The sequence below is a fragment of the Allorhodopirellula solitaria genome, assembly GCF_007859855.1.
In the GTDB taxonomy this organism is placed as follows: domain Bacteria; phylum Planctomycetota; class Planctomycetia; order Pirellulales; family Pirellulaceae; genus Rhodopirellula; species Rhodopirellula solitaria.
Genome location: NZ_SJPK01000016.1, coordinates 79,772 through 100,550 on the forward strand (window position 1 = coordinate 79,772; position 20,779 = coordinate 100,550).

13 protein-coding genes are annotated in these 20,779 nt (G+C 59.3%); 8 read left to right on the top strand and 5 right to left on the bottom strand.

Going from position 1 to position 20,779, the window contains the following annotated elements; translation table 11 throughout:
- The first annotated feature begins 50 nt into the window (after positions 1-50).
- Complete coding sequence (locus CA85_RS21135; RefSeq protein WP_146393352.1) at positions 51-1,478, top strand: beta-ketoacyl-[acyl-carrier-protein] synthase family protein; 1,428 nt, start codon at positions 51-53, stop codon at positions 1,476-1,478.
- A gap of 39 nt (positions 1,479-1,517) precedes the next feature.
- Here the strand turns inward: CA85_RS21135 and CA85_RS21140 are convergent, their stop codons facing one another.
- Positions 1,518-2,345 (bottom strand): energy transducer TonB, encoded by an 828-nt coding sequence (locus tag CA85_RS21140; RefSeq protein WP_186775102.1) that lies wholly within the window; start codon positions 2,343-2,345, stop codon positions 1,518-1,520.
- A gap of 323 nt (positions 2,346-2,668) precedes the next feature.
- Here CA85_RS21140 and CA85_RS21145 point away from each other — a divergent pair, with 323 nt between their 5' ends.
- From CA85_RS21145 to CA85_RS21160, 4 genes are all read left to right on the top strand, one after another.
- Positions 2,669-5,110: a TonB-dependent receptor gene (locus CA85_RS21145; protein ID WP_146393354.1), complete on the top strand. Its 2,442-nt coding sequence runs from the start codon at positions 2,669-2,671 to the stop codon at positions 5,108-5,110.
- A 165-nt stretch (positions 5,111-5,275) separates the two neighbouring features.
- Positions 5,276-6,538 (top strand): glutamate-5-semialdehyde dehydrogenase, encoded by a 1,263-nt coding sequence (locus tag CA85_RS21150; protein ID WP_146393355.1) that lies wholly within the window; start codon positions 5,276-5,278, stop codon positions 6,536-6,538.
- Between the two features lie 8 nt (positions 6,539-6,546).
- Entirely contained in the window at positions 6,547-7,731 is a 1,185-nt protein-coding gene (locus tag CA85_RS21155; RefSeq protein ID WP_186775103.1) for a flagellar motor switch protein FliM, read from the top strand.
- Between the two features lie 248 nt (positions 7,732-7,979).
- A complete protein-coding gene (locus tag CA85_RS21160) occupies positions 7,980-9,206 on the top strand; it encodes a hypothetical protein (RefSeq protein ID WP_246113041.1) in 1,227 nt (408 codons plus the stop codon).
- Between the two features lie 12 nt (positions 9,207-9,218).
- Here the strand turns inward: CA85_RS21160 and CA85_RS21165 are convergent, their stop codons facing one another.
- The 3 genes from CA85_RS21165 to CA85_RS25145 form a co-directional block, all read right to left on the bottom strand.
- Positions 9,219-10,496 carry a tetratricopeptide repeat protein gene (locus CA85_RS21165; protein WP_186775104.1) on the bottom strand — a complete coding sequence of 426 codons (1,278 nt, stop codon included), beginning with the start codon at positions 10,494-10,496 and terminating at the stop codon, positions 9,219-9,221.
- A complete protein-coding gene (locus CA85_RS21170) occupies positions 10,496-11,869 on the bottom strand; it encodes an AAA family ATPase (RefSeq protein ID WP_186775105.1) in 1,374 nt (457 codons plus the stop codon). The genes CA85_RS21165 and CA85_RS21170 overlap by 1 nt, the downstream gene beginning before the upstream one ends.
- 144 nt (positions 11,870-12,013) lie before the next feature.
- Positions 12,014-14,245, bottom strand: a complete 2,232-nt coding sequence (locus CA85_RS25145; RefSeq protein ID WP_186775106.1) for a hypothetical protein — start codon at positions 14,243-14,245, stop codon at positions 12,014-12,016.
- Between the two features lie 742 nt (positions 14,246-14,987).
- Between CA85_RS25145 and CA85_RS21180 the strand changes: the two genes are divergently transcribed.
- From CA85_RS21180 to CA85_RS21190, 3 genes are all read left to right on the top strand, one after another.
- Positions 14,988-16,142 carry a DUF1559 domain-containing protein gene (locus CA85_RS21180; protein ID WP_315852729.1) on the top strand — a complete coding sequence of 385 codons (1,155 nt, stop codon included), beginning with the start codon at positions 14,988-14,990 and terminating at the stop codon, positions 16,140-16,142.
- A gap of 32 nt (positions 16,143-16,174) precedes the next feature.
- Complete coding sequence (locus tag CA85_RS21185; RefSeq protein WP_146393360.1) at positions 16,175-16,366, top strand: hypothetical protein; 192 nt, start codon at positions 16,175-16,177, stop codon at positions 16,364-16,366.
- A gap of 221 nt (positions 16,367-16,587) precedes the next feature.
- On the top strand, positions 16,588-20,535 hold the full coding sequence (locus tag CA85_RS21190) for a PVC-type heme-binding CxxCH protein (protein ID WP_246113042.1): 3,948 nt from the start codon (positions 16,588-16,590) through the stop codon (positions 20,533-20,535).
- A gap of 62 nt (positions 20,536-20,597) precedes the next feature.
- On the opposite strand, the gene CA85_RS25455 is transcribed toward CA85_RS21190, so the two are convergent.
- Positions 20,598-20,779, bottom strand: a 182-nt coding sequence (locus CA85_RS25455) for a hypothetical protein (protein ID WP_222435494.1), incomplete at its 5' end; no start/stop codon positions are given.

The following is a 20,779-nucleotide window of genomic DNA, read 5'->3' on the forward strand; positions in this document are numbered from 1 at the left end:
TCGCTATTGTCTGCCATCTGTCACTCATCATCGTTCCAAAGTCACGCCCCATGAAATCGTCCGACATCGTGATTACCGGCGTGGGCATGGTGTCGTCGATCGGGGTCGGCCGCGAGGCGTTTACTAAGGCTCTGCTCAACGGCGACAGCGGGGTGCGGCACTTCGACGAACAAGCGACGGCGTCGAGCGAAGACGTGGTGCTGCAATATCGAACCGAGAACGGCAACCTCGAACTTGTCGGTGAAACAGCCGTCGTTGCCGGACTGGTTGACTTCAATGCCAAACAGTTCGTCACACCGCGGAAGGCGCTCAAGGTCATGTGCCGCGAGATTCAAACGGCTTACGCCGCCTCGCAACTCGCGGTCAAGGACGCTGGTTTACACGCCTATCTGCCCGCCGAACCCGCGGCCGAGCCATCGTCGCAGACCCCCTGTTACACCGAGAGCGGCAAGATCCAGAGCCATCGGATCGGCACTGTTTTTGGAAGCGAACTGCTCTACGGGCCACCCTTGGAACTCAGCGACGCCTATGCCGACAGCGTCGATTCCGATGGTGTGTTCGACCCCAGTGAGTTTGGTAACTCAGCCATGCGGCACATCACGCCGCTCTGGTTGTTGAAGTACCTGCCTAACATGCCGGCGTGTCACTACAGCATCGTGCTCAACGCCCACGGACCGAACAACTCGCTCACGGTCGGCGACGTCTCAGGGGCCGCTGCCCTGATCGAAGCTTGTGGTTACTTGCATCGCGGGATCGCTGATTTCCTCGTCGTCAGCGCCAGCGGCACTCGATTGAATGCGACCCGGGCATCGTTTACCGAGGACCAACCGCTCGCGACCGTGGTCGATCCGATCGCCCGCACCAGCCGTCCGCACGCGGTCGACGCCGACGGTTTGGTCCGCGGTGAGGGCGCCGGAGGACTGGTCCTCGAACGAGCCGATACGGCTGAGGCGCGAGGAGCCAAGCCACTGGCGCGGGTACTCGGTTTTGCATCCCGATTCATCGGATCGCCGGCATTCGTCTCCGGCGACCGCAACGCCGATATTCGCCCCGATGCCGGTCGGGGATCCGCTGCGGCAATCGTTGCAGCCATGGAGGGCGCGCTCGCCGACGCGGCAATGGAAGCCCACCAAGTTGGCGCCGTGGTAGGACATGCTGCGGGCGATCCAGTCCTCGATGCCTGTGAACGCGAAGCGTTGACACAGGTACTGCCCAACGCCGCAGTCATCCTGCCTGCCACGCTGCTCGGCCACACCGGTGCGGCCAGCGGCATGATGGGGCTACTCGCCGGCTGCGTTTGCCTGCAAACCAAACAGATCCCACCGGTGCCGCACGCCGACCTGTGTCAGAGCAGCGGGGGTGCTGATATCGAGCCCCTCAACGTCAGCGATCAGCTTCGGCCGCTCGAGAGTCCTATCGTAATGGTCATCACGCACACCTCTCCGGGACACGCCATCGCCGTGATCCTGACCGCCTGAGCGAGGGCACCTGTCTCCCATCAGGACGACCGGCTCCCGTCACAAGCGGAAGCGGATGGGCAGTACCTCTTCGGTTTCAATCGGCACGCCAAAGCGAGTGGCGGGTTTGCCATGCCACTTGGAAACCGCAGCCAACGCGGCCTCATCGAGGAGCTGACTCCCACTGGATCGCAGCACAACGGCCCGACGAACTCGGCCCTGCCGGTCGATCGAAAGCCTTAACATCGTCGTGCCTTCCAGCCGCTGTGCGACTGCGGCGGCCGGATACTCAGGCATCGGATTGGAATCGAACTCAACCTCCGTCGCTTCCAATCCAGCCATCGGGTTGACCGCGGGCGTGGCAACAGTAGCCATCGCCGTAGTCGCTCGACGCCGCCGCGGGCGTTTCGGTTTGATGTCCGACACCGTGGGTCGCTCCGCCGAAGTGGCAACCCGCTCGAGCGGCGCCTTAGCGTCTTGCGTCGCGCTCGGGATGGTCTCTTGCCGGGCTGCATCGAGAGCCGGCAACCTTTCCTTCATGCGATCGAGCCCGTTGTCAGCGCGAACAAGCCGTTTCATCTCTCGCCGTTGATCAAGGTCCGTGCGTTTGGGCGGCGGCGTCCGAAGCAGCTCAACGGGTCGTTTCACTGGCTTTTCTTCGGCTGTTTCTTCGGATATTTCCGCTGGCAATTTTACGCTCTCCGGTGGCGAGTCCGCAGTCGAGCCAGCGGCGCCAAGTGTCATTTCGATCGCAATGACCTGGCGTTGGCCGCTGGTGCGAAATCGCTCCAAAGCCGAGACCGGAATCCACATCAAGCCCAACGTCACAACCGCATGCGCGGCGAGCGACACGAACGTGGAACGCTGGTTGGAAATGGACCGATTCACGTCCGTCAGTATAGCTATTGTGTCGCTCGAAGGCGAAGGTGATGAACGGTGATCTGCTCCTGGATTTTCGCCCAGAAGGACGCCGGCGGGGTCTGTTCGGCCAAAGATGGCGAACATTTCGCCCCGGGTGGTGGAATCTTCGCCGACAACCCCGCTGCGTCCTGTTGAGTTCCGTTTTTTAGCGTTAATCCCATGGCAACGGCGCGGATGCATTGAAGCGATCAAATCACGTTTACCGATTCTGAAGGTGGTCACCCCCCTTGGGGTGAATTGCTAGGCAGGCATCCCATCGTGAACCAACCGCTCGACTACGGAATCGAATCGTGAAGTTATCAACCCGACTCATCCTGACGCTCTTGCCGACGCTGGCCACGACCGCACTCGCCGATGAGCCCTTCGGCGCGTCCGGGCGGCAGCTGTCGCTGACAAACGCCCTGCAGCAGATCGACACCCCCACCCTCCCTGAAATTGAAATTCGGCCGCCCGAGACGAGTGATTCAGCCCCGCCCACCGACGCGGTATCCCCGCCGAGCGCCGGCGCGAACACGGATCCGCCGGCGAGTGCTGGCTTGGATCCAGCGACCCCATCGGATCCTCTCACCGATATCCCAGCAGCGGATTCGAGCAACGCAGGCCAAACCAGTAATAGCGACTCTGATTCGCCGAACGCCACCACCCCAGACGCACCATGGAGCGATTCCTTTGAGTCGCTGAGCGAGCAGACCTTTGGTGGCACGATGAGCAATCCGACCGGTCTCAACAGCGTCCTGCGGACCGAGTCGAACCTGTTCGACTCGCCCCGACTCGGCACCATTATCGACCAAGAGGAACTCGACCGACGTCACGCATCGACCGTCTACCGAGCCTTGCAGAACGAGGTCGGCGTGATGCTGCAACAAACCGGTAACGGTCAAGTCTCTCCTTTCATTCGAGGTCTCACTGGCCAGCAAATCCTCGTCCTCATCGACGGCATTCGTATGAACACCAGTGTGCTGAGGCCGGGGCCCAACCAGTACACGGCGACAATCGATCCCGGCTCTCTTTCTCGAATCGAGGTCATCCGGGGTGCGGAATCCGCACTGTGGGGGAGTGACGCAATCGGGGGCGTGATCAATTTCGTCACCCGGTCAGCCGATCCGCTTCGTGGTGACTACGCCAGTCCTCAGTTCACGCAGTACTACAGCACGGCGGAAGCATCCTCGTACACACGAACCGGTTTCAGTGGATGGTATGGCGCCACCGGCGTCAGCGGCGGCATCTCTTACCTCGATGTCGGCAACCTCGATCGTGGCGGTGATCTCGGACGCCAACCAGGCACCGACTACAAACAGTACGCGGGCGATGTCAAACTGCAGCGGATGCTGACCGACGACCACTTGCTGACATTCGCCATGCAGCATTTCGAACAGAACGACCTTAAACGCAGCGACCGCTTTCTCCCGTTCGTGCTCGGCCCCGCCTCCAATGGGGACGTCCCGACTCAACGTCCGACTGTTTTCGATCCGCAACAGCGAGATCTGATTTATGGACGCTTAGAAGGACTGCTTCCCGACGACGCGTACCTGGCCAACGCCTACTCGGTAACCCTCTCTGGTATGCGTACCAAAGAAGCGAGCATCGTTGACCATTACGCCGACAATGATCCCGATTCGGTACCGACTCGGCGGGAAATCGGGGAATTCGATGATTGGGGATGGGGCACCACGATGTCATTGATCAAAGACCTTGATGACTACGGGAAACTGACCTACGGCACGGACTACTACGACGAGTCCATCGATGCTCAACGCGTCCGCATCGATGACCCCACCCAAGCTGGCGCTGCTCCCGTTCCCGATGATCCTCAGTACCCTGACGACTCGCAGGCCGACCGGGTGGGTGTCTATGGATCCTGGAATGTTGACGTCACCCAACGGCTCAACGCGACCACGTCTGTGCGATACGAGAACATCAATATTTCCGCGTCGCCCGAATTTGACACACTGGGCAAACAGTATTTCCAACGCACCTATCAAGACTGGGTGGCAAGCCTCGGGCTCTCTTACAAACTGAGCCGCGAGTGGCGGTTGGTCGGAGGCTACTACGAAGGCTTCCGAGCCCCCACGATCGACGACCTGACCGCGAACAAGACTTTCCTGCAGAACGACCAGTCAACTCCCTTGATAGGAAACCTGGACGTCGAGCCAGAACACAGCAAAACGTACGAGGTGGGCTTGAAGTTCAACTATGACAGGCTGCGTCTGCAAGTCACCGAGTTCTGGACGGACTTTGACAGTTTCATTGACCGCGAGGTGATCGATGGACAGCGATTCTTGACGAACCAAGAAGCAAAAATCAACGGTACCGAGCTGGCAGGAGAATACTTGCTCGATCGCAACATCGCTCTGTATGGCAACTTCTTCTACACCTACGGGAATAACACGACACGCGACGACCCTCTCTCCCGCATCCCACCCATGCAAGGCACACTGGGGCTGAGATTCACCGAGCCGTCGCTCGGTGGGTACGTCGATGTCTACACATGGATGGTCGATCGAGCCGATCGCTACGCAGAGTCTAATTTGGGAGACGTTCGATTCATCGCCGGAGGGACGCCGGGATACGCGACACTGAACGTGCGAACAGGGCGATCATTCGGCGATGCGCGCCAACATCGCGTTTCCGTTGCGATCGAAAACATCACTGACAAGTACTACCGCGTGCTCGGCAGCGGAGTCGACGGCCCCGGCTTCAACGCGGTCTTCGGCTACCAGTACGAGATGTGATCCGAGGTGGCTAGGGTCAGCAGATTGCGAATCGCACTCGATAGATCTGGACGCCCCCCGGCAGTCTGGTCGTCGAGAGGGGCAGATTGCTCTAAACTGCAGGAGTAGGGGGTCGCTAGAAAAACGACCCCATGACGAAGCATTTCCATCCATTTTCGGAACAATATGTCTACTGAGCTAGCTGAAACCTGTCTCGAAATCGCTACAGCTGCGAAAGCCGCCTCGCGCCAATTGGCGGCGCTCGACACGACAATCAAAGACCGTTGGTTGCTCGATTCTGCCGACGCGCTGATCGCGGCCACCGATGCCATTCTGGCGGCCAATGAGAAGGATCTCGCAGCGGCCCCGGACTACGGCCTCACCGACGCCAGCGTCGATCGATTGCGACTCAACGCGGAGCGGATTGAAGGAATCGCGACGGGGCTGCGCGAAATCGCGGCCTTGAATGACCCCATCGGCGAAGTCCTCGATGGCTTCACCCGCCCAGGTGGAATGCGAATTGAAAAACGCCGCGTGCCGCTGGGTGTGGTCTTCTTCATCTACGAAAGCCGGCCCAATGTCACCGCCGATGCGGCGGGAATCTGCGTCAAGAGCGGCAATGCCGTGATCTTGCGAGGCGGCAAAGAGGCCATGCATAGCAGCCAAGCGATCGTCAACGTGCTTGCCGAAGTGGCTCGCAAGGTCGGTGTCCCTGAAAAAGCGGTTCAGTTGGTCGCTACGACCGACCGAGCGGCCGTCGGACACTTCCTGAAAATGGATAAACAGATTGACGTCACCATCCCCCGCGGTGGCGAGGGGCTGATTCGACGCGTGGCCAGCGAAGCCACTATGCCGGTGATTAAGCACTACCACGGGAATTGTCACGTTTACGTCGACTCCGAAGCCGACGTGGAAATGGCAGTGGACGTGGTCGAGAACGCGAAATGCCATCGCCTGGGCGTCTGCAACGCATGCGAATCCCTGCTCGTTCACGAGCAGATCGCTGGCGACGCACTGCCCAAAATCGCCGAGCGACTCTCCGCCCGTGGAATCGAGCTGCGGGTCGACGATCGGGCTGCCAAACTCGTCAGCAACGGTGTCCCTGCGACCCCGGAAGACTTCGCAACGGAGTACCTCGGACCAACGATCAGCATCGCGATCGTCGATTCCCTCGACGCGGCTATCGACCACATCGCCGAGTACGGTTCGGGTCACACCGAGGCAATCGTTACCAATAATATTGCCAATGCGGAGAAGTTCACTGAACGGGTCGATAGCGCGGCCGTGATGGTCAACGCCAGCACCCGGTTTAACGACGGCGGGATGTTCGGGTTGGGAGCTGAAATCGGAATTTCCACCGATAAGTTTCACGCCCGTGGCCCATGCGGCTTGCGGGAACTGACCAGCTACAAGTACATCGTACGTGGCAACGGTCATCTACGCAGCTGAGGTTTTTCATGTCCGCCGAATCGCTAAGCCCCAATCAAGTCGAAAATTTGCTCAAAGCAATGGAATCGGCCCATGGGGGCGAGAACGCCTGTGCAGGCGATCGGGCGGCCGAGCAGCAAAGTGCTGTTGGAAAGTCACTTAGCGAAACATCCGGACGCGAGCCGCCAGCAACACCAGCCGCCGCGGAAACCGGCAGTGTGCCTGCCCCGGCTGGATCGCACGGATCCGAGCCTACCGTGCCAGCCGGCGATCGGGGATCGTCCCCGTCCGTCACCCCCTACGATTTCAGAAGCCCCGACCGCGTCGGCAAGGAGCAATTGCAAACGCTCTGGTCGCTGCACGAGACCGTCGCCGAGAGTTTCGCGCTCTCGGCGTCGGAATTGCTGCGGGTGTCGCTCGATGTCAAAGTGCTCAGCGTCCAGCCTGCGGACTACGCGACGTTTGTGGCATCGCGGGAGAAGCCGACCTGCCTCAGCGTGATCGCGCCCACGCCGCTCGACGGCAAGTGGCTACTCGATATGCCGTCATCTCTCGCCTTCGCAATCATCGACCGCATGCTCGGTGGTGATCCCATTCCGGGTGAAGTGCCCCCCAGACCCCTGACAGAGATCGAGAATCGCTTAATCTCGCGACTGGTCGCGTTGTTCATCGAGCCGCTGGCTCCCGCCTGGAACGCGATCCTCACGCTGAATCCCACGCTCGAGTCGATCGAAAGTCGGCCCCACCAAGCTCAAGTGGCACGGCCCGATGAGACCATTATCCAGACGGACTTTGAGATTCAATGGGGCACCCACCGGGAGACGATCACCCTGTGCATCCCCTACCGCACCATCGAAACGTACCGTGATCGGCTTGCTCATGCCGGGATGCAAGAGCCAACCGATCGTGCGGGCGCGGATTTCACGCGGGGACAGATTGCCGAGAGAATGGATGCAGCCAACGTGAGTGTCGTCGTGTCGCTCGCCCATAGCCGGATCAAGACGAGCGATCTGCTCGGGCTCACCGTGGGCGACATCATCACGACCGAACAAGCTACCGACGCCCCCTTGGAACTGGCAATCCAGGACGTGCCCAAGTTCCATGCCAGCGCCGGTGCGTACCAAGGCCAGAAGGCGGCCCAAGTGCAATCGATGATCGATCCGAAACGGCGTCGACGCCCTAGCGGTGAGGCTGCCGAGACCGAGTGCAAATAAGGTTGCCCGGTCGGGTAACGAGGGCATCGAGCACTCAGGTGAGCAAGTTTTTTTCAATTCGACTTGCGGGATTCTGCGAAAAAAACCTATAGCTGCGAGCATCACATGCCGACAGGCCCGCGTTTGTCGCCTGCGACCGTACGACGCCGCTCCTCCTGCTCCACGAATTCATCATGCGACGCAATCCGATCCCATTGGCCTCCTCTACACGAAACCTCTTCGGAAGGCTTGCCTGCGTCGGGGCGATAGTGACACCTGTGGTTTTCCTCTTCGCTCTGTGCGTCTCAGGAGTCGCGGGGCAAGGCCCCACGCTGCCGGCGAGTTCCGTCTCCGGCCAGCCGTCGACGCAGCCGCAAGGTTCGTCGCAACAAGGAGGTTTCGTTCCGCGTGCCGACACGCCTCCGAGCCTGCAAGCAGCGCCCGCACAGAACACCCCCTCAGGCGGTTCATCAGGTCGCCTCAGCGATGGCGGCGAGTTGCCGCGCGGTGCCGGCCAAGAACTGCGGGTCTATGACCTGCGCCCCTACACCGGCTACCTCACCAAAGAGGATAGTCCTCACCAAGCGGTCGTGGACTGGATCGTTCGCGAAACTGGAACCGATGTCTGGCACACCGAGCCGTTTGGTTTCATGACCGCTGACCGAGACGAGTTGACCGTCTATCACACCAACGAAATGCATCAAGCCATCGCGGGCATCGTTGATCGCTTCGTCGCCGGCGACAAGGACCCGCAAGTCATGAACTTGAAGGTGATGACCGTCGGCAGCCCGAATTGGCGGAGCCGCGCCCACATGCTGATGCAGCACGTCAACGTGCAAACGCCCGGCATCCAAGCCTGGTTGCTGACCAAAGAGAATGCCGCTCTCGTGATGAACCTGTTGCGGCAACGCACCGACGTGAGGCAAGTGCAAGCTGTCGATATCGTTGCCCACAACGGCCAGACCAAGAAATTGTCGCACACGCGTGGCCGAAACTATGTCCTCAACGTCAAACATTCGCCTGCCGGTTGGCCTCCCTACGAGCCCGAGACGGGCGAGATCCAGGAAGGCTACCAACTCGAACTGAGCCCGCTGCTGAGCATCGATGGCCGCACGCTCGACTGCGTCATTAATGCAAACATCGATCAAGTCGACAAATTCGTCCCCGTGGAGCTGGATCTGCCGCTGCCCAACCAACAGGTTCACCGAACGAAAATCGACGTGCCCCAACTGGTAAGCTGGCGTTTGCACGAGCGATTCCGCTGGCCATCGGACATGGTATTGCTGCTGTCCTGTGGTGTTGTCGCAAGCCCGGATCGCGAACAGGCAGCGATTCCGTTCCTCGACCTCGCGTCGATCACGGGCGCCACCGCCGGCCGCGCCGATGCTCTGATGTTCGTAGAGTTCCGCGGCAAGGCATCGCAGAACTTGACACAGACCCCCATGGTGCCCCAGGTCAGCAGCCGCGTCTCGTCGCCGAATCGCGGCCGATATTAACGGCCACGTCCTTCAGAACGCGCGGCTCCGGGCAGCCAACATTTGGCTGCCGATTTGGATCGCGAGACTGCCATAGATGAAATACACAAACATCCCAGGAATGAACGGCATCACGGCCACGACAGCGGATGCCAGCCCAATTCCAATCCGGCCCATCCGGGTCGGCATGTTCATCGTGGCAACCACGAACACGGCCAACAGGAAACAGTACACGACCCCCGCCATGGCCACGGTGAGGTTGAACCACACCAGCCCTACGATCAGCGATACCAACGCCAACCCCATCAGGATGGCGATCAGGTTGGACGTTAGTCGCTCGCGGCCGTTGAGTAGGTGCCGGCCGAAGGGGTGCAGTCGCAAGGCGGTGTTCATCAGCGGAGAGGCGATCCAGGTCGTGAGCGCAAAGATCACGTAGCCCATCACGATCGCAGTTGTGTAGGGAGCCAAAAAAGGCACCGCCTCAGCCAGGCGATCGATGTTCCGAATCAGCAAGTAAAACCCGATCATCACCGCGAACGCGACGCGCTGATCGAGTCGTCCCATCCAGACGAAATAGCGATGCAGTGTGCGGTAGAAGATATTGCTCGAATTGATCGCTTCGATCATCCCCCGCCGTGCGAACTCATCGGTGGGGTCGAGCCGCAGGGCTTCGCGGAAAGCTAGCTGAGCCTGTTTGTACTCACCCTGGTTAAGGTGTGCGTAGGCGACGGCGGCATGGGCAGTCGAGTCATCGGGCTGCCGCCCCAATTGCGCCTTGGCTGCCTCGATCGCGTCGCCGCCGCGTCCGAGCCGCTCCAGCGAGAGGCTGCGGATATTGGTGCAGGAACCATGCTCGGGGTCGACTTTCAGCCCCCGATCGGCTGTCTCTAAAGCGTCTGCGAACTTGCGGCTCTGCAGCTGTGCTCCGGCGACGATCGCGTAGGAATCGGCATCGTACGGATCGAGCGCGATCGCCGTCTGGCCCGCTTCGATCGCTGCGGGACAGTCGCCGCGTTGGAGTCGTGAGAACGCCAACGCGTAGAACCCCAGTGCATCGTTTGGATCGCTCGCAATCGCCAGCTCGGCATGCCGCGTCGCCTCGAGCAACTGCTCGCGATGCTCCTGCGTGCGTGCAGCGTCGCCGACTCGTTCATCTTGCGAGAGGGCGAGCGACAGGAGCGAGTGTGCGTAGGTGTGTTCGGGATACTCCGCCAAAACCTGCCGCAGCTCCGCTTGTGCGGCGCTGTATCGACGCTGTTCCAACAGCATGCCTGCCCGTCGCAGGATCGTTTCACTCGGATCGTTCGACATCAGCGTTTCACCTTCAAGTAGTCCAGCACCTCGTCGTAGACGCCGCCTTCGTTGGCATACAGAGCATGGTTCCGCGCAGTCGCGAACCATTCGTTGACCGAGGGGCGAATGGTCTTCGCCGCAGTCAAAAGATCTTTGGTGACGATCGGTTTGGGCAATCCGGTTGCGATGGCTTCGGTTAGCTTTTGCTCAACGCACACATCGATCACCGACTTCAGGTCTGCCCCGGAAAAACCTTCCGTCTTGGCCGCGACCTTGCCGTGATCGACCGAGTCGGTGGGTTTGCCTCGCAACTGGATCTCCAGTACCGCCTCGCGGCCTTTGGCATCGGGTGGAGGAACAAAGATCACACGATCGAAACGACCGGGTCTGCGAAAAGCGCTATCGAGATGCCAGGGTGTATTTGTTGCCGCCAGGATCAAGACACCATCATTGTTCGTTTCGACGCCGTCGAGCTCGCTGAGAAACTGGTTGATCATCTGGCGTCCACCGCTGCGGCGCATGTCACTGCGACTGGCACCGAGTGCATCCACCTCATCAAAGAACAACACGCAGGGTTTACTGCGCCGCGCCTTGTCAAAGATAGCGTGCAGGTTCTTTTCGCTATTGCCAACCCACATGTCCAAGACGTCGCTGATGCCCACCGAGAGAAAACCGGCCCCCACTTCCCCGGCTGTCGCGCGGGCGAGATGCGTCTTGCCGCAGCCGGGAGGTCCGTAAAGCAAAATGCCGCCACCGACCTTTTTTCCATACGCCGCATACATTTCGGCATGCTGCAGCGGGTAGATGATCTTCAGCCGAATCTGCTCCTTGACCGAGTCCATGCCACCAACCGATTCGAAACCGTCGGAAAGGTCGGCTTCCATTTCGGGCAGTGCCGCATCCTCTTCATCGCGACTGCCGTCAACGTCGAAATCGGGCATACCCACCGCGTCGGGGATCTTGCCTTCGTCGGATTCATCAAAGTCGCGCAGCCCGAGCAAACTCTCGAGTTCGGAATCACGAGCCGACTCGTCATTGGCCACCGCATCTCGGTAGGTAGCGACAGCACCGCGAATATCCCCTCGGCGTTGCTGCAGTCGGCATTGCAACAGCAGCACCGAAGCGTCGTCGCGGTCCGCCTTCAACAGGGTTTCCACAATGGCGGAGGCGTGCGAGTCCTTGCCGCGGCGGAAGAAGATCTGAGCCAACAGCAGTGTAAAGTTGTGACGATCTGGGAAGCGAGCCGAGGCGGCCTTGGCTTGATCCTCCGCCTCGTCGTCTCGCCCCACGCGCATCAACAGTTCGCAGAGCTGACGCACCAACTCGATGTTTCCAGGTGCTGCCGAGACCGCCGCTCGCAGCGCATCGATCGCAATTTGATTCGGGTCCATCGTCGCCATTCCTGACTGGTGTTCGATATCGGATGATTTGCCAGCAATGCGGCTGCGGGCGGGACCGCCCCAATCTCATGGATTCCATTCGGCGCGTCAATGGTTCGCTGAGCGTCGTTGGTTCACCGAGCCGACTCAGGAGGCTCAAGGAAGAGCGACTTGGGGAGCCGCGAGCACGCCCTCGTACTCGATGTCCGCATACGCCACCTCGGTGACTGACGAAGGCCCCATCACGGGCTCGGCGAAAGGCTCGGCGAAAGGCTCGGTGGAAGGCTCGGTGGAAGGCTCGGTGGAAGGCTCGGTGACGGGCTCGGTGAAAGGATTTGCGTAAGACTCTGTGAAAGGGTTCGTGATGGGGAGCGTCCCAGGCTCGGCGGCGAGATGAGCTCGCAAGATGCCAAGCACGATCTGCTGAGCTTCGGGAGATTGCAGGATGGTCGTGTGGGTGGAGCCAACCAACGATGTCGACTCCGCGTTGGCCCGATACGCGCTACGGACAGGAACGACACCATCGGACGCCCCCGAAACGGGTAACCAGCAGGAATTCCCGATGATCGAATCGACGCGAACGCGAGGCGTCGACGGCGTATCGGCGAGCGATTGCAGCAATTGGCTGGTCGGTCGCAACAGCTCCACGCTCGACGGGAACGATGCCGAATACTCGCCTGAGAACGCGCCCGGGTTGTCCCGAATGATGGTTTCATAGTCGCTTCTCTTCCGCCCCCAAATCCCCGCCAATGCGGATCCGATCCGACCGATACATTGCGAGGCCCACTGGGACCCTCGATGCGGCGTGGCTATGTAAATGACCCGGCCGATCTCGGGATTGGCTCGGAAAAAGAATGCCTGGCGTAGTTCCTCAATCAACTCCGGCGAACCACGCAGCTGCGCAAACGGAATGTTGGCGACCGAATGCCACAATCGATCGCCACTATCGGTCACCTGCAGTTTCGAAAGCAATCCACCCATGCTGTGCCCCACAATCACCGCAGGTGGACGAGATGCCTGGGGCGATTCGCGCCGGCTAGGTTCAAGCGCCAGCAAACCGATCGGCTCATCGAGAGGTATCTCATCGCTAGGTACCAGTCCGCTCGGCAGTGACATCTCGGGAGCCGCGATCATCGGCGATGGGCTTCCGCACGCGTTACAGCACGCGAACGCTTCGGCGAGCCGCTCGCGCAGAGCCGCCGCGGAGTCCAACACATTGTCGCCGGTCGGGTACCGAAACACCCAGATTTGATAGCGTCGCCGCAGCACTGGATCGGACTGCACGGCCTCCGCCATCCCTAAGAACGCAGCAGGATCCGACAGCAATCCATGGACGACGATGAGCGGAATCTTGTCAGGCTGGTAGGGTTGGAGGAATCGCAGGTGCGGCTGGTCGACCCCGTTGTTGCCGCTCAAAAACGCGACGAGTGGATTGTATCGACTGGCCTGCCGCGCATAGTCGAGAGACATCGCTGGGCTCTGAGCGATCGCACCGCCACTACCATCGGCGTCGACGAAGCCACCGTCGCTGCCGGGGGCAAGCTCAAGCGGATTGACGAATGTCACCGAAGCTGACTCGGGCACTGCCAACGGGCCAGCTTCCGCCTCCGCTGTCTCCCGAAACAGAGAGCTGGGAAAATCGAACAATGCCGTAGCTGAGAACGGCGTTCGCGAGTCCACAAAGTCACAGGGGGTTCGCTGAGGCCGGTCGCCCGCTGAATCGCTATCACAGGGCGTCGGTGTCAAATGGTTTGCCTTCGTCCGGGACACGACGACCAGCGGGATACCACGCCCACAGACATTGCCAGGGGCGTCAGCAGGCGGTTCGAACACGAGCAAATGCTCAAAGTCTTGCGTCTCCCAGACAAACCCGTGGTGGACAATGGGGATTCGCAGCGGTCCTGTGGCCGCATTGACGAGCAGGTCTGAGGTCGGGTCCAGACGCCCGTAGGCCTCCCCAAAGGTAAGGATACGGATCATCGCGCTCTTGCGGACCTGCTCGGCACGCCCGACTCGGCTTCCCCATCGGCATCCGGTCCCCAAACACCCTCCACTGCACTGGCACGCGTCACCTTGAGCCAAGGCGTCGCCGCTCCAAGCGATCGCGCGAGCCCAATAGTCGACGGCCTGGTCGTCGCAGTCCATGTGCAAACGTTCGGCCTGCGCGTACGCGTTCTCAGCAAGCACCAATGGCGATGGCGACGTGAAGGGGATGCCGTCGAGCTGCCCAGCGATAAGCGGATCGCAGGCGCGTGAGTCCTGCCGAGGCTGGTACCACGGCAACCAATCGCACTTCCAATTCGCCGGAGACGGGGCGATCACATACGGCGTCCGCAACGGCGGCGGCCCCAAGCAGCAGCAACCATTGATGCTGAGGATCAGCATCACCGCGCAAAACGTAGGGAATAGACGACGTGCGTTCACAATCGACCCAAACATGGACAGAACAGGTACGTTCGATCGTCCTTGATCGATTGGGATCCCCCAATCGGAGCATGCCGCGGTGTTGGTTGATGCCAACCACCGATCGACGCGTTCCCCGAACTGGGACATCCGTGCGCACCCACTGACTGCCGTCTGGATCCAATGCCTCGGCTCGGCGTGGGCCGCGCAGATTGAATCCAGTGACAACCAATCAATAGGTACTGATCAGGTCATCGGTAACGATCCCCCCTGGGATTGACGCTTGCCGAAAGAATTCCGCATGGGCCGGTTAGGAGGGTTAGTCAGGGCAGTTCGAAGCTGGCCACTCACCGCCATTTTCATCGAATCCAGTCGGGGTTCTTGTTGTCCTGGCTCCATCCTTGGCAGCGAAGCGGGCGGGGGTCTACAAGCTCGTCCTCAGGGTGCCGTCCGTCATGCGCAGCTGACGATTTCCGCTCGCGTGGCCCGCTACCCGGTGACCTCGAGTCTGACCCAGCCCCCCATCTGAACCAGTGTGGATCAAGCAGCCACACACGATCGAAGCTGCGTTTGGACCGTCTGCACCTGGCACTCTGAAACACAGTTCGGGGGGGAACCATTTGACCCATTAAGGGAAACTCCATACCCTATAGGAACTCCAGTGGCTGCCGGATTCTCCGTGACAACTGTTGGTCTTTTCTAATTTTTCTCTGATGGATAGGTGAAAATGATGTTTTATTCGTTCAAATTTTCGGGACTCACGGATCGGCCGCGATTCTCCAGACGAGCTGGCTTCACGCTAGTGGAACTGCTCGTGGTGATCGCAATTATTGGCGTTTTAGTGGGGCTGCTCCTACCGGCGGTTCAAGCCGCTCGGGAAGCGGCGCGACGGATGAGTTGTGGCAATAACGTCAAACAACTCGGCTTGGCGCTGCACAACTACCACTCGACCTACCAACGGCTGCCGAAACAGGGCGGCGGCACGACAGGCGGAGGTCTGACCAACCGTGGTCGGCAGAGCGCCTTCCCAGGCATGCTTCCTTTCATGGAGCAACAGGCTGTGTGGCAACAGATTTCCAATCCCTGGGTCGATCCAGACACCAGCGATGTCTACCCGCCGATGGGACCACCACACTGGTTTGACCAATACGACCCCTTCAATACCCAGATTGCGACGCTGCTGTGTCCCAGCGACGTCTATCCTCCCTCGCCCACTCCTCAGGGGAAAAACAACTATGGGTTCTCCTATGGCGATAGCTTCTGGAACTGCAACAACGTCAATCAAAGCAACCCCGACCAGCAACGAGGCGCCTTCATCGATACCAAATTCACTCGGTTCCGTGATTGCCTCGACGGTACTAGTAACACCGTCGCCATGGCAGAGATCGTGCTCTCGAGCGGCAATCGCGAGGTGATCGGCGACATTGTCAACGGTTCAGGACTTGAGTTTCGTAACGATCCGCGGCAAAACTGCCTGCTCGATCCGGTCGACCCGCAGCGACCGCAGTTCTACGCCGTCGGCACCCCGCTCTGTGCCGATGCCGACTCCGGACGTACGCGCGGCAATAGCTGGGTCTGTGGAGATCCCCTGTTTTCCGGTGTCACCACGTCGTTCCCACCGAATTCCCCCAGCTGCAATCGGGGTAACAACCCCGGTTCGCAGGGCGGTAATTTCAGCGCCGCCAGCCGTCACCAGGGTGGTTGTCACGTGCTCAAACTCGACGGCTCGGTCACCTTTGTTACCGAAAGCATCGACACCGGGGATCTCTCCTCGCGTCCGGTTGGCGTGACCGGTGGTCCTCCACCTGGAGCCGCCAGTCCTTACGGGATCTGGGGCGCAGCCGGCAGCATGCAAGGTCGTGAGACCGACACGACACTTTAATCATCTCTTTCCCACTCACCCAGGATCACTCCATGATCAGGAAACTACTCACACTCACTTCAATCTGCTGTCTTTGTACGTTCGCCCCTGGATGCTCCGACTCCGGGCCGAACACTGTCAATCAACCCGAGGAAACCAAGACGATTGAACAGCAGTTGGAGGAGGACAAAGTCCGCGCCAAAGAAGAGGCTGCCGAACTGCGTGAGCAAGCGCAGTACAACTAGCTATTCCGCTGCAACTGGGGTCGCTCTGATTTGAAATGGCGGGCAGCCATACTTCGGAGCGATTCCTGCCGCAGTCTCCACCTAAGCTAAATGAGGAACTACACTGCTTACGCCCTCGTAGTGACCTCGAGGACTTGCCGCTTTCCCTTTCTTCCCCACATTCTGATTGCGATACCGAGTTCGTTCTCGCATTCGTAGGACCCACCACCCATATGAAATCCATGCCTTCTCGCCTGCTACTAGCGAGTCTCACTTCCTGTTTAACGGTCTGTCTCACCGGTCATTCGCTGCCCGCAATGGCTGACGAGGGACAGACCGACGCTCCCGAGGTGATCACGACCGTCACAGACGCTCAGGAGCAACAGACGAAACAAGTGCGGCCGGACTACCTGCAACCCACACCCTTCGAGGGCGACGCGCCCGCGACATCGCTGCCACTGGATCCGGTCGAAGGCGAAACGATTGCCTTTCTCGGCAACACCTTGGCCGCTCGCATGGAATTGTATAACGCGTTCGAAACGGCGCTCTACCAACAATTCCCCGAGAAGAAGCTGACGTTTCGTAACATGGGATTCCCGGGCCACACCCCAGCGTTTCGTCCTGAGGCCGGGAACCCTGACCCGTGGGCCTTTCCCGGTGCTGAAAAGTTCCGACCCGAGATCCAAGGTCACTTCGGGGAAGGACACTACCCCAAACCAGATGATTGGTTGACCACCGTCCAGGCGAGCACAATCGTCGCGTTCTTCGGTTTCAACGAATCGTTCGATGGCATGGACGGCATCGAGAATTTCAAGAATGAACTCCGCGCCTTCGTTGACCACACGCTGTCACGTTCCTACGAGAGTGATGCCGAGCAACCGCCGCGACTCGTCCTGGCGACGCCCATCGCGATGCAGCAGCTGCCTGAGTTCGATCTTCCGAACGCGGAGCAACGCAATACACTACTGAAGGCCTACGCCGACGCGGTGCAGAGTGTTGCTGAGGAGAAAAACGTCGGCTTCGTCGATCTGTTTTCGCCAACCCTGCAGTGGTTTGAGAACTCCACGCAGCCGCTCACGATCAATGGTGTGCACCTCACCGAAACCGGCTATCAGAAACTCGCCCCGGTTTTGATGAAACAACTCTTCAGTGCTGACGGAGTTACCCCGAAAACCGATTCTCTGCTCCACCAAGCCGTGCAGGACAAGGCGTGGTATTGGCGCAACGACTATCGCATGCTCAACGGCGTGCACGCTTATGGCCGCCGATGGGCCCCCTATGGGAACTTCAATTACCCAGAGGAAATTGAGAAGATCCGTCAGATGACGGTGTTGCGTGACCGAAATATTTGGGCAATCGCCGAAGGCAAGTCGGCGACACTCGAGATCGATGATTCGATTACGCGTCCCCTGACGACGGTCGAAACCAATTTCCGGATCAGCCCTAAGAATGGCTCGACGAACTATCTCGATGCCGAAACAGACGCGATGGAGAAGTTCACCCTTCCCGACGGCTATGAAGTCTCCCTGTTCGCGTCAGAACATGACTTCCCGAATCTTGGCAACCCAGCCCAGATGGAGTTCGACAACCAGGGACGCCTGTGGGTCTCGACGCTTCCGAGCTACCCGCACTACAAGCCGGGCGACTCTAAGCCCAACGACATGCTGCTGATCTACGAAGACACCGATGGAGATGGCCGGGCCGATAAGGAAACTGTTTTCGCCGACGGACTGCATATGCCGATCGGCTTTGAGCTGACTCCCGAGGGCGTCTACCTTTCTCAAGAGCCGTACTTGGTATTACTCCAAGACACCGATGGGGATGACCACGCGGACAAGATTGAATACCTGCTCGATGGCTTCGATTCACACGACACCCACCATGCCATCTCCGCCTTCGACATGGATCATGGAAATGGTATCTACATGTGCGAAGGTCGATTCCTGCACTCGCAAGTCGAAACGCCCTGGGGTCCTCAACGGATGACCGACGGTGGGGTTTGGCGATTCGATCCGAACTCATGGAAAGTCGAACGAGTGATGCAGACCGACGTGAATAACCCCTGGGGGGTTGCCCACGACGAATTCGGCCAGACCGTTGTCAATGATGCTTCCGGTGGTGCTCAATATTGGATGCTCGGCTACTCCGTCAAAGTCCCGCACTCCAAAGAAATTCCGAAGGTTTCGAAATTCAATTACGAACACCACGCTCGGCCCACCTCGGGTGCGGAGTTTCTCTACAGCAGGCACTTCCCCGACGAAGTACAAGGCGATTATCTCTACACAAACTCGATCGGGTTTCTTGGCATCAAACAGTACGACACGATGGAAGATGGTGTCGAGATCAAAGGTAAGTTCCGCCAGGACCTGATTCAGTCTTCCGATGGGAACTTCCGGCCCTGTGATTTGCAGGTGGCCCCCGACGGTAGTTTGTACTTCGTCGATTGGCACAACACGCTGATCGGGCACATGCAACACAGCGCACGAGATCCGTTACGGAACTCAGAGTATGGTCGCATCTACCGAATCACGCACACCGACCGAGCGTTGGTGGATCCACCCGCCGTTGCAGGCGCCGAGATCGATCAATTGTTCGAGAACATGAAGCTGCCTGAGCTCAACGCGAGAACGCGATCGCACGTCGAACTGAGTGGTCGTGACAAGCAAGCCGTTCTCGATGCCGCCATGCAGTTCGCCAGCAATCACGAAAGTGATGAGCGCTTGGTTCTCGAGGCATTGTGGGCTACCTGGGGACAACAGGAACCGTCGACGGAGCTGCTCGAGCAATGCCTGAAGGCAAAAGACCACCGGGTCCGCGCCGCTGCCGTTCGAGTCGTTCGTCACTGCCTGCACCTCTTAGACGAACCGCAAACCTACCTGCTCACAGCTGCGAAAGATGAACATCCACGCGTTCGGCTGGAAGCACTCGCGGCGGGTTCGTGGCTCGGTGGGAAAGCGGGAGCGGAAGTCCTGCTGACCGTCGCATCTCGCAATACCGATCGCTGGATTCGCAACGCGCTCAATAGCGCCATGTGGTTGCTCAAGCCCGCTGTGGAGCGCCAAGTCGATGAGCACTCATTCGACCCACTCACCCTCTCGGTCGATTATGACCAACTGCTCGCCGGGAAACTCGAAGGTGCGATGAAACCGAAAGACTATCGCACCAAGTCCGACAAGTTCAAGAACAAGAATTTTGCCAAGACTTACGACCTCGGCCAGAAGGTGTTCTTTGAAGAAGGCTCCTGCTACGCCTGCCACCGTGAAAATGGTGAAGGTGTTGTGCGAGTCTATCCACCACTGGCGGGCAGCGAGTGGATCAACGGCGATCCCGATCGCTTGATCAAACTAACCCTCCACGGTATCTGGGGCAAAATCCGTGTGCGCGGAAAAGTCTTTGAGCCGGACTTGGGTGTCCCTCCCATGACCGCGATCGGCAACATGTTCTCCGATGAAGAGATCGCCAGTGTGCTGACCTACGTTCGCAATAGCTGGGGCAACGATGCCGATCGAGTCCGCCCTCAAGATGTCAAACGCGTCCGGGCCGAGACCACCGGTCGTCAACGCTTTTACAGCCCCGAGGAGCTGCTCGAGATGCATCCCTTCCCCGAGGGAAGCCGCCCGGAAATGGTCCAAGAGGAACTCGCCAATAGCGAGCTGGAGAAAGAACTGCTCCAAGAACCGGTCGCCGACTTGATCCGCGACGCTCGCGAAAATGGTGACGCGATTCGAGGTGCCAAACTCTTCTACTGGGAACAGACCGGCTGCGCAACCTGCCATGATGTCCGCGCTGGATATCAGCTCGGTCCTAAGTTGACTGACACTCGCAAAGAGTTCACCGACGAATACCTTGTCGAGTCGATCCTGAAGCCCTCTGAAAGCATCCTTGAAGGGTACCAAACGGCCAACGTCATCACTGTTGACGGGGCGATCCTATCCGGATTCCTCATCGAGGAGACCGAAGACGAGATCACGCTCAGTATCGCAGCCGACCAAGGCAAACCTCGCGTGATCCCGATGGATGATGTCGAAGACGTGATCACGTCGAAAACATCGACGATGCCCGTCGGACTGGCCAACACTTTGCAAAGCCGAGAACAGTTTCTGGATCTCACCCGCTTCTTGATCGAAATTAGAGACGGCGGCCCGACGAAGCTCAACCGACTGCGAAAGCAGGCTGAGTCGAAAAAATAGCGAAGTTGAACTTTGGGCCTATCCTCCAACGGGTCCGACCCGTTGGAGGCGGCTCGACTGACCTAATCTTTTAGGTTCATCCGACGGAAGCGTGCGCAGAGCACAGCGGAAGGTTTTTTGAGTACTGTCATATCCAGAACGAAAATTTGCAGTGCGCGCGTACGCTCAGCGGCACCACCAATAGGGTAGCTTTTTCGACACTCAAAGTCCACTGTTTGTCGGCCAGCCAGCACGGCTCGGTTAG

Coding starts and splice junctions, on each gene's coding strand:
- CA85_RS21135 (WP_146393352.1), top strand. CDS start 51: ATGAAATCGTCCGACATCGTGATTACCGGCGTGGGCATGGTGTCGTCG.
- CA85_RS21150 (WP_146393355.1), top strand. CDS start 5,276: ATGTCTACTGAGCTAGCTGAAACCTGTCTCGAAATCGCTACAGCTGCG.
- CA85_RS21155 (WP_186775103.1), top strand. CDS start 6,547: ATGTCCGCCGAATCGCTAAGCCCCAATCAAGTCGAAAATTTGCTCAAA.
- CA85_RS21165 (WP_186775104.1), bottom strand. CDS start 10,496: ATGTCGAACGATCCGAGTGAAACGATCCTGCGACGGGCAGGCATGCTG.
- CA85_RS21170 (WP_186775105.1), bottom strand. CDS start 11,869: ATGGACCCGAATCAAATTGCGATCGATGCGCTGCGAGCGGCGGTCTCG.
- CA85_RS21180 (WP_315852729.1), top strand. CDS start 14,988: ATGATGTTTTATTCGTTCAAATTTTCGGGACTCACGGATCGGCCGCGA.
- CA85_RS21185 (WP_146393360.1), top strand. CDS start 16,175: ATGATCAGGAAACTACTCACACTCACTTCAATCTGCTGTCTTTGTACG.
- CA85_RS21190 (WP_246113042.1), top strand. CDS start 16,588: ATGCCTTCTCGCCTGCTACTAGCGAGTCTCACTTCCTGTTTAACGGTC.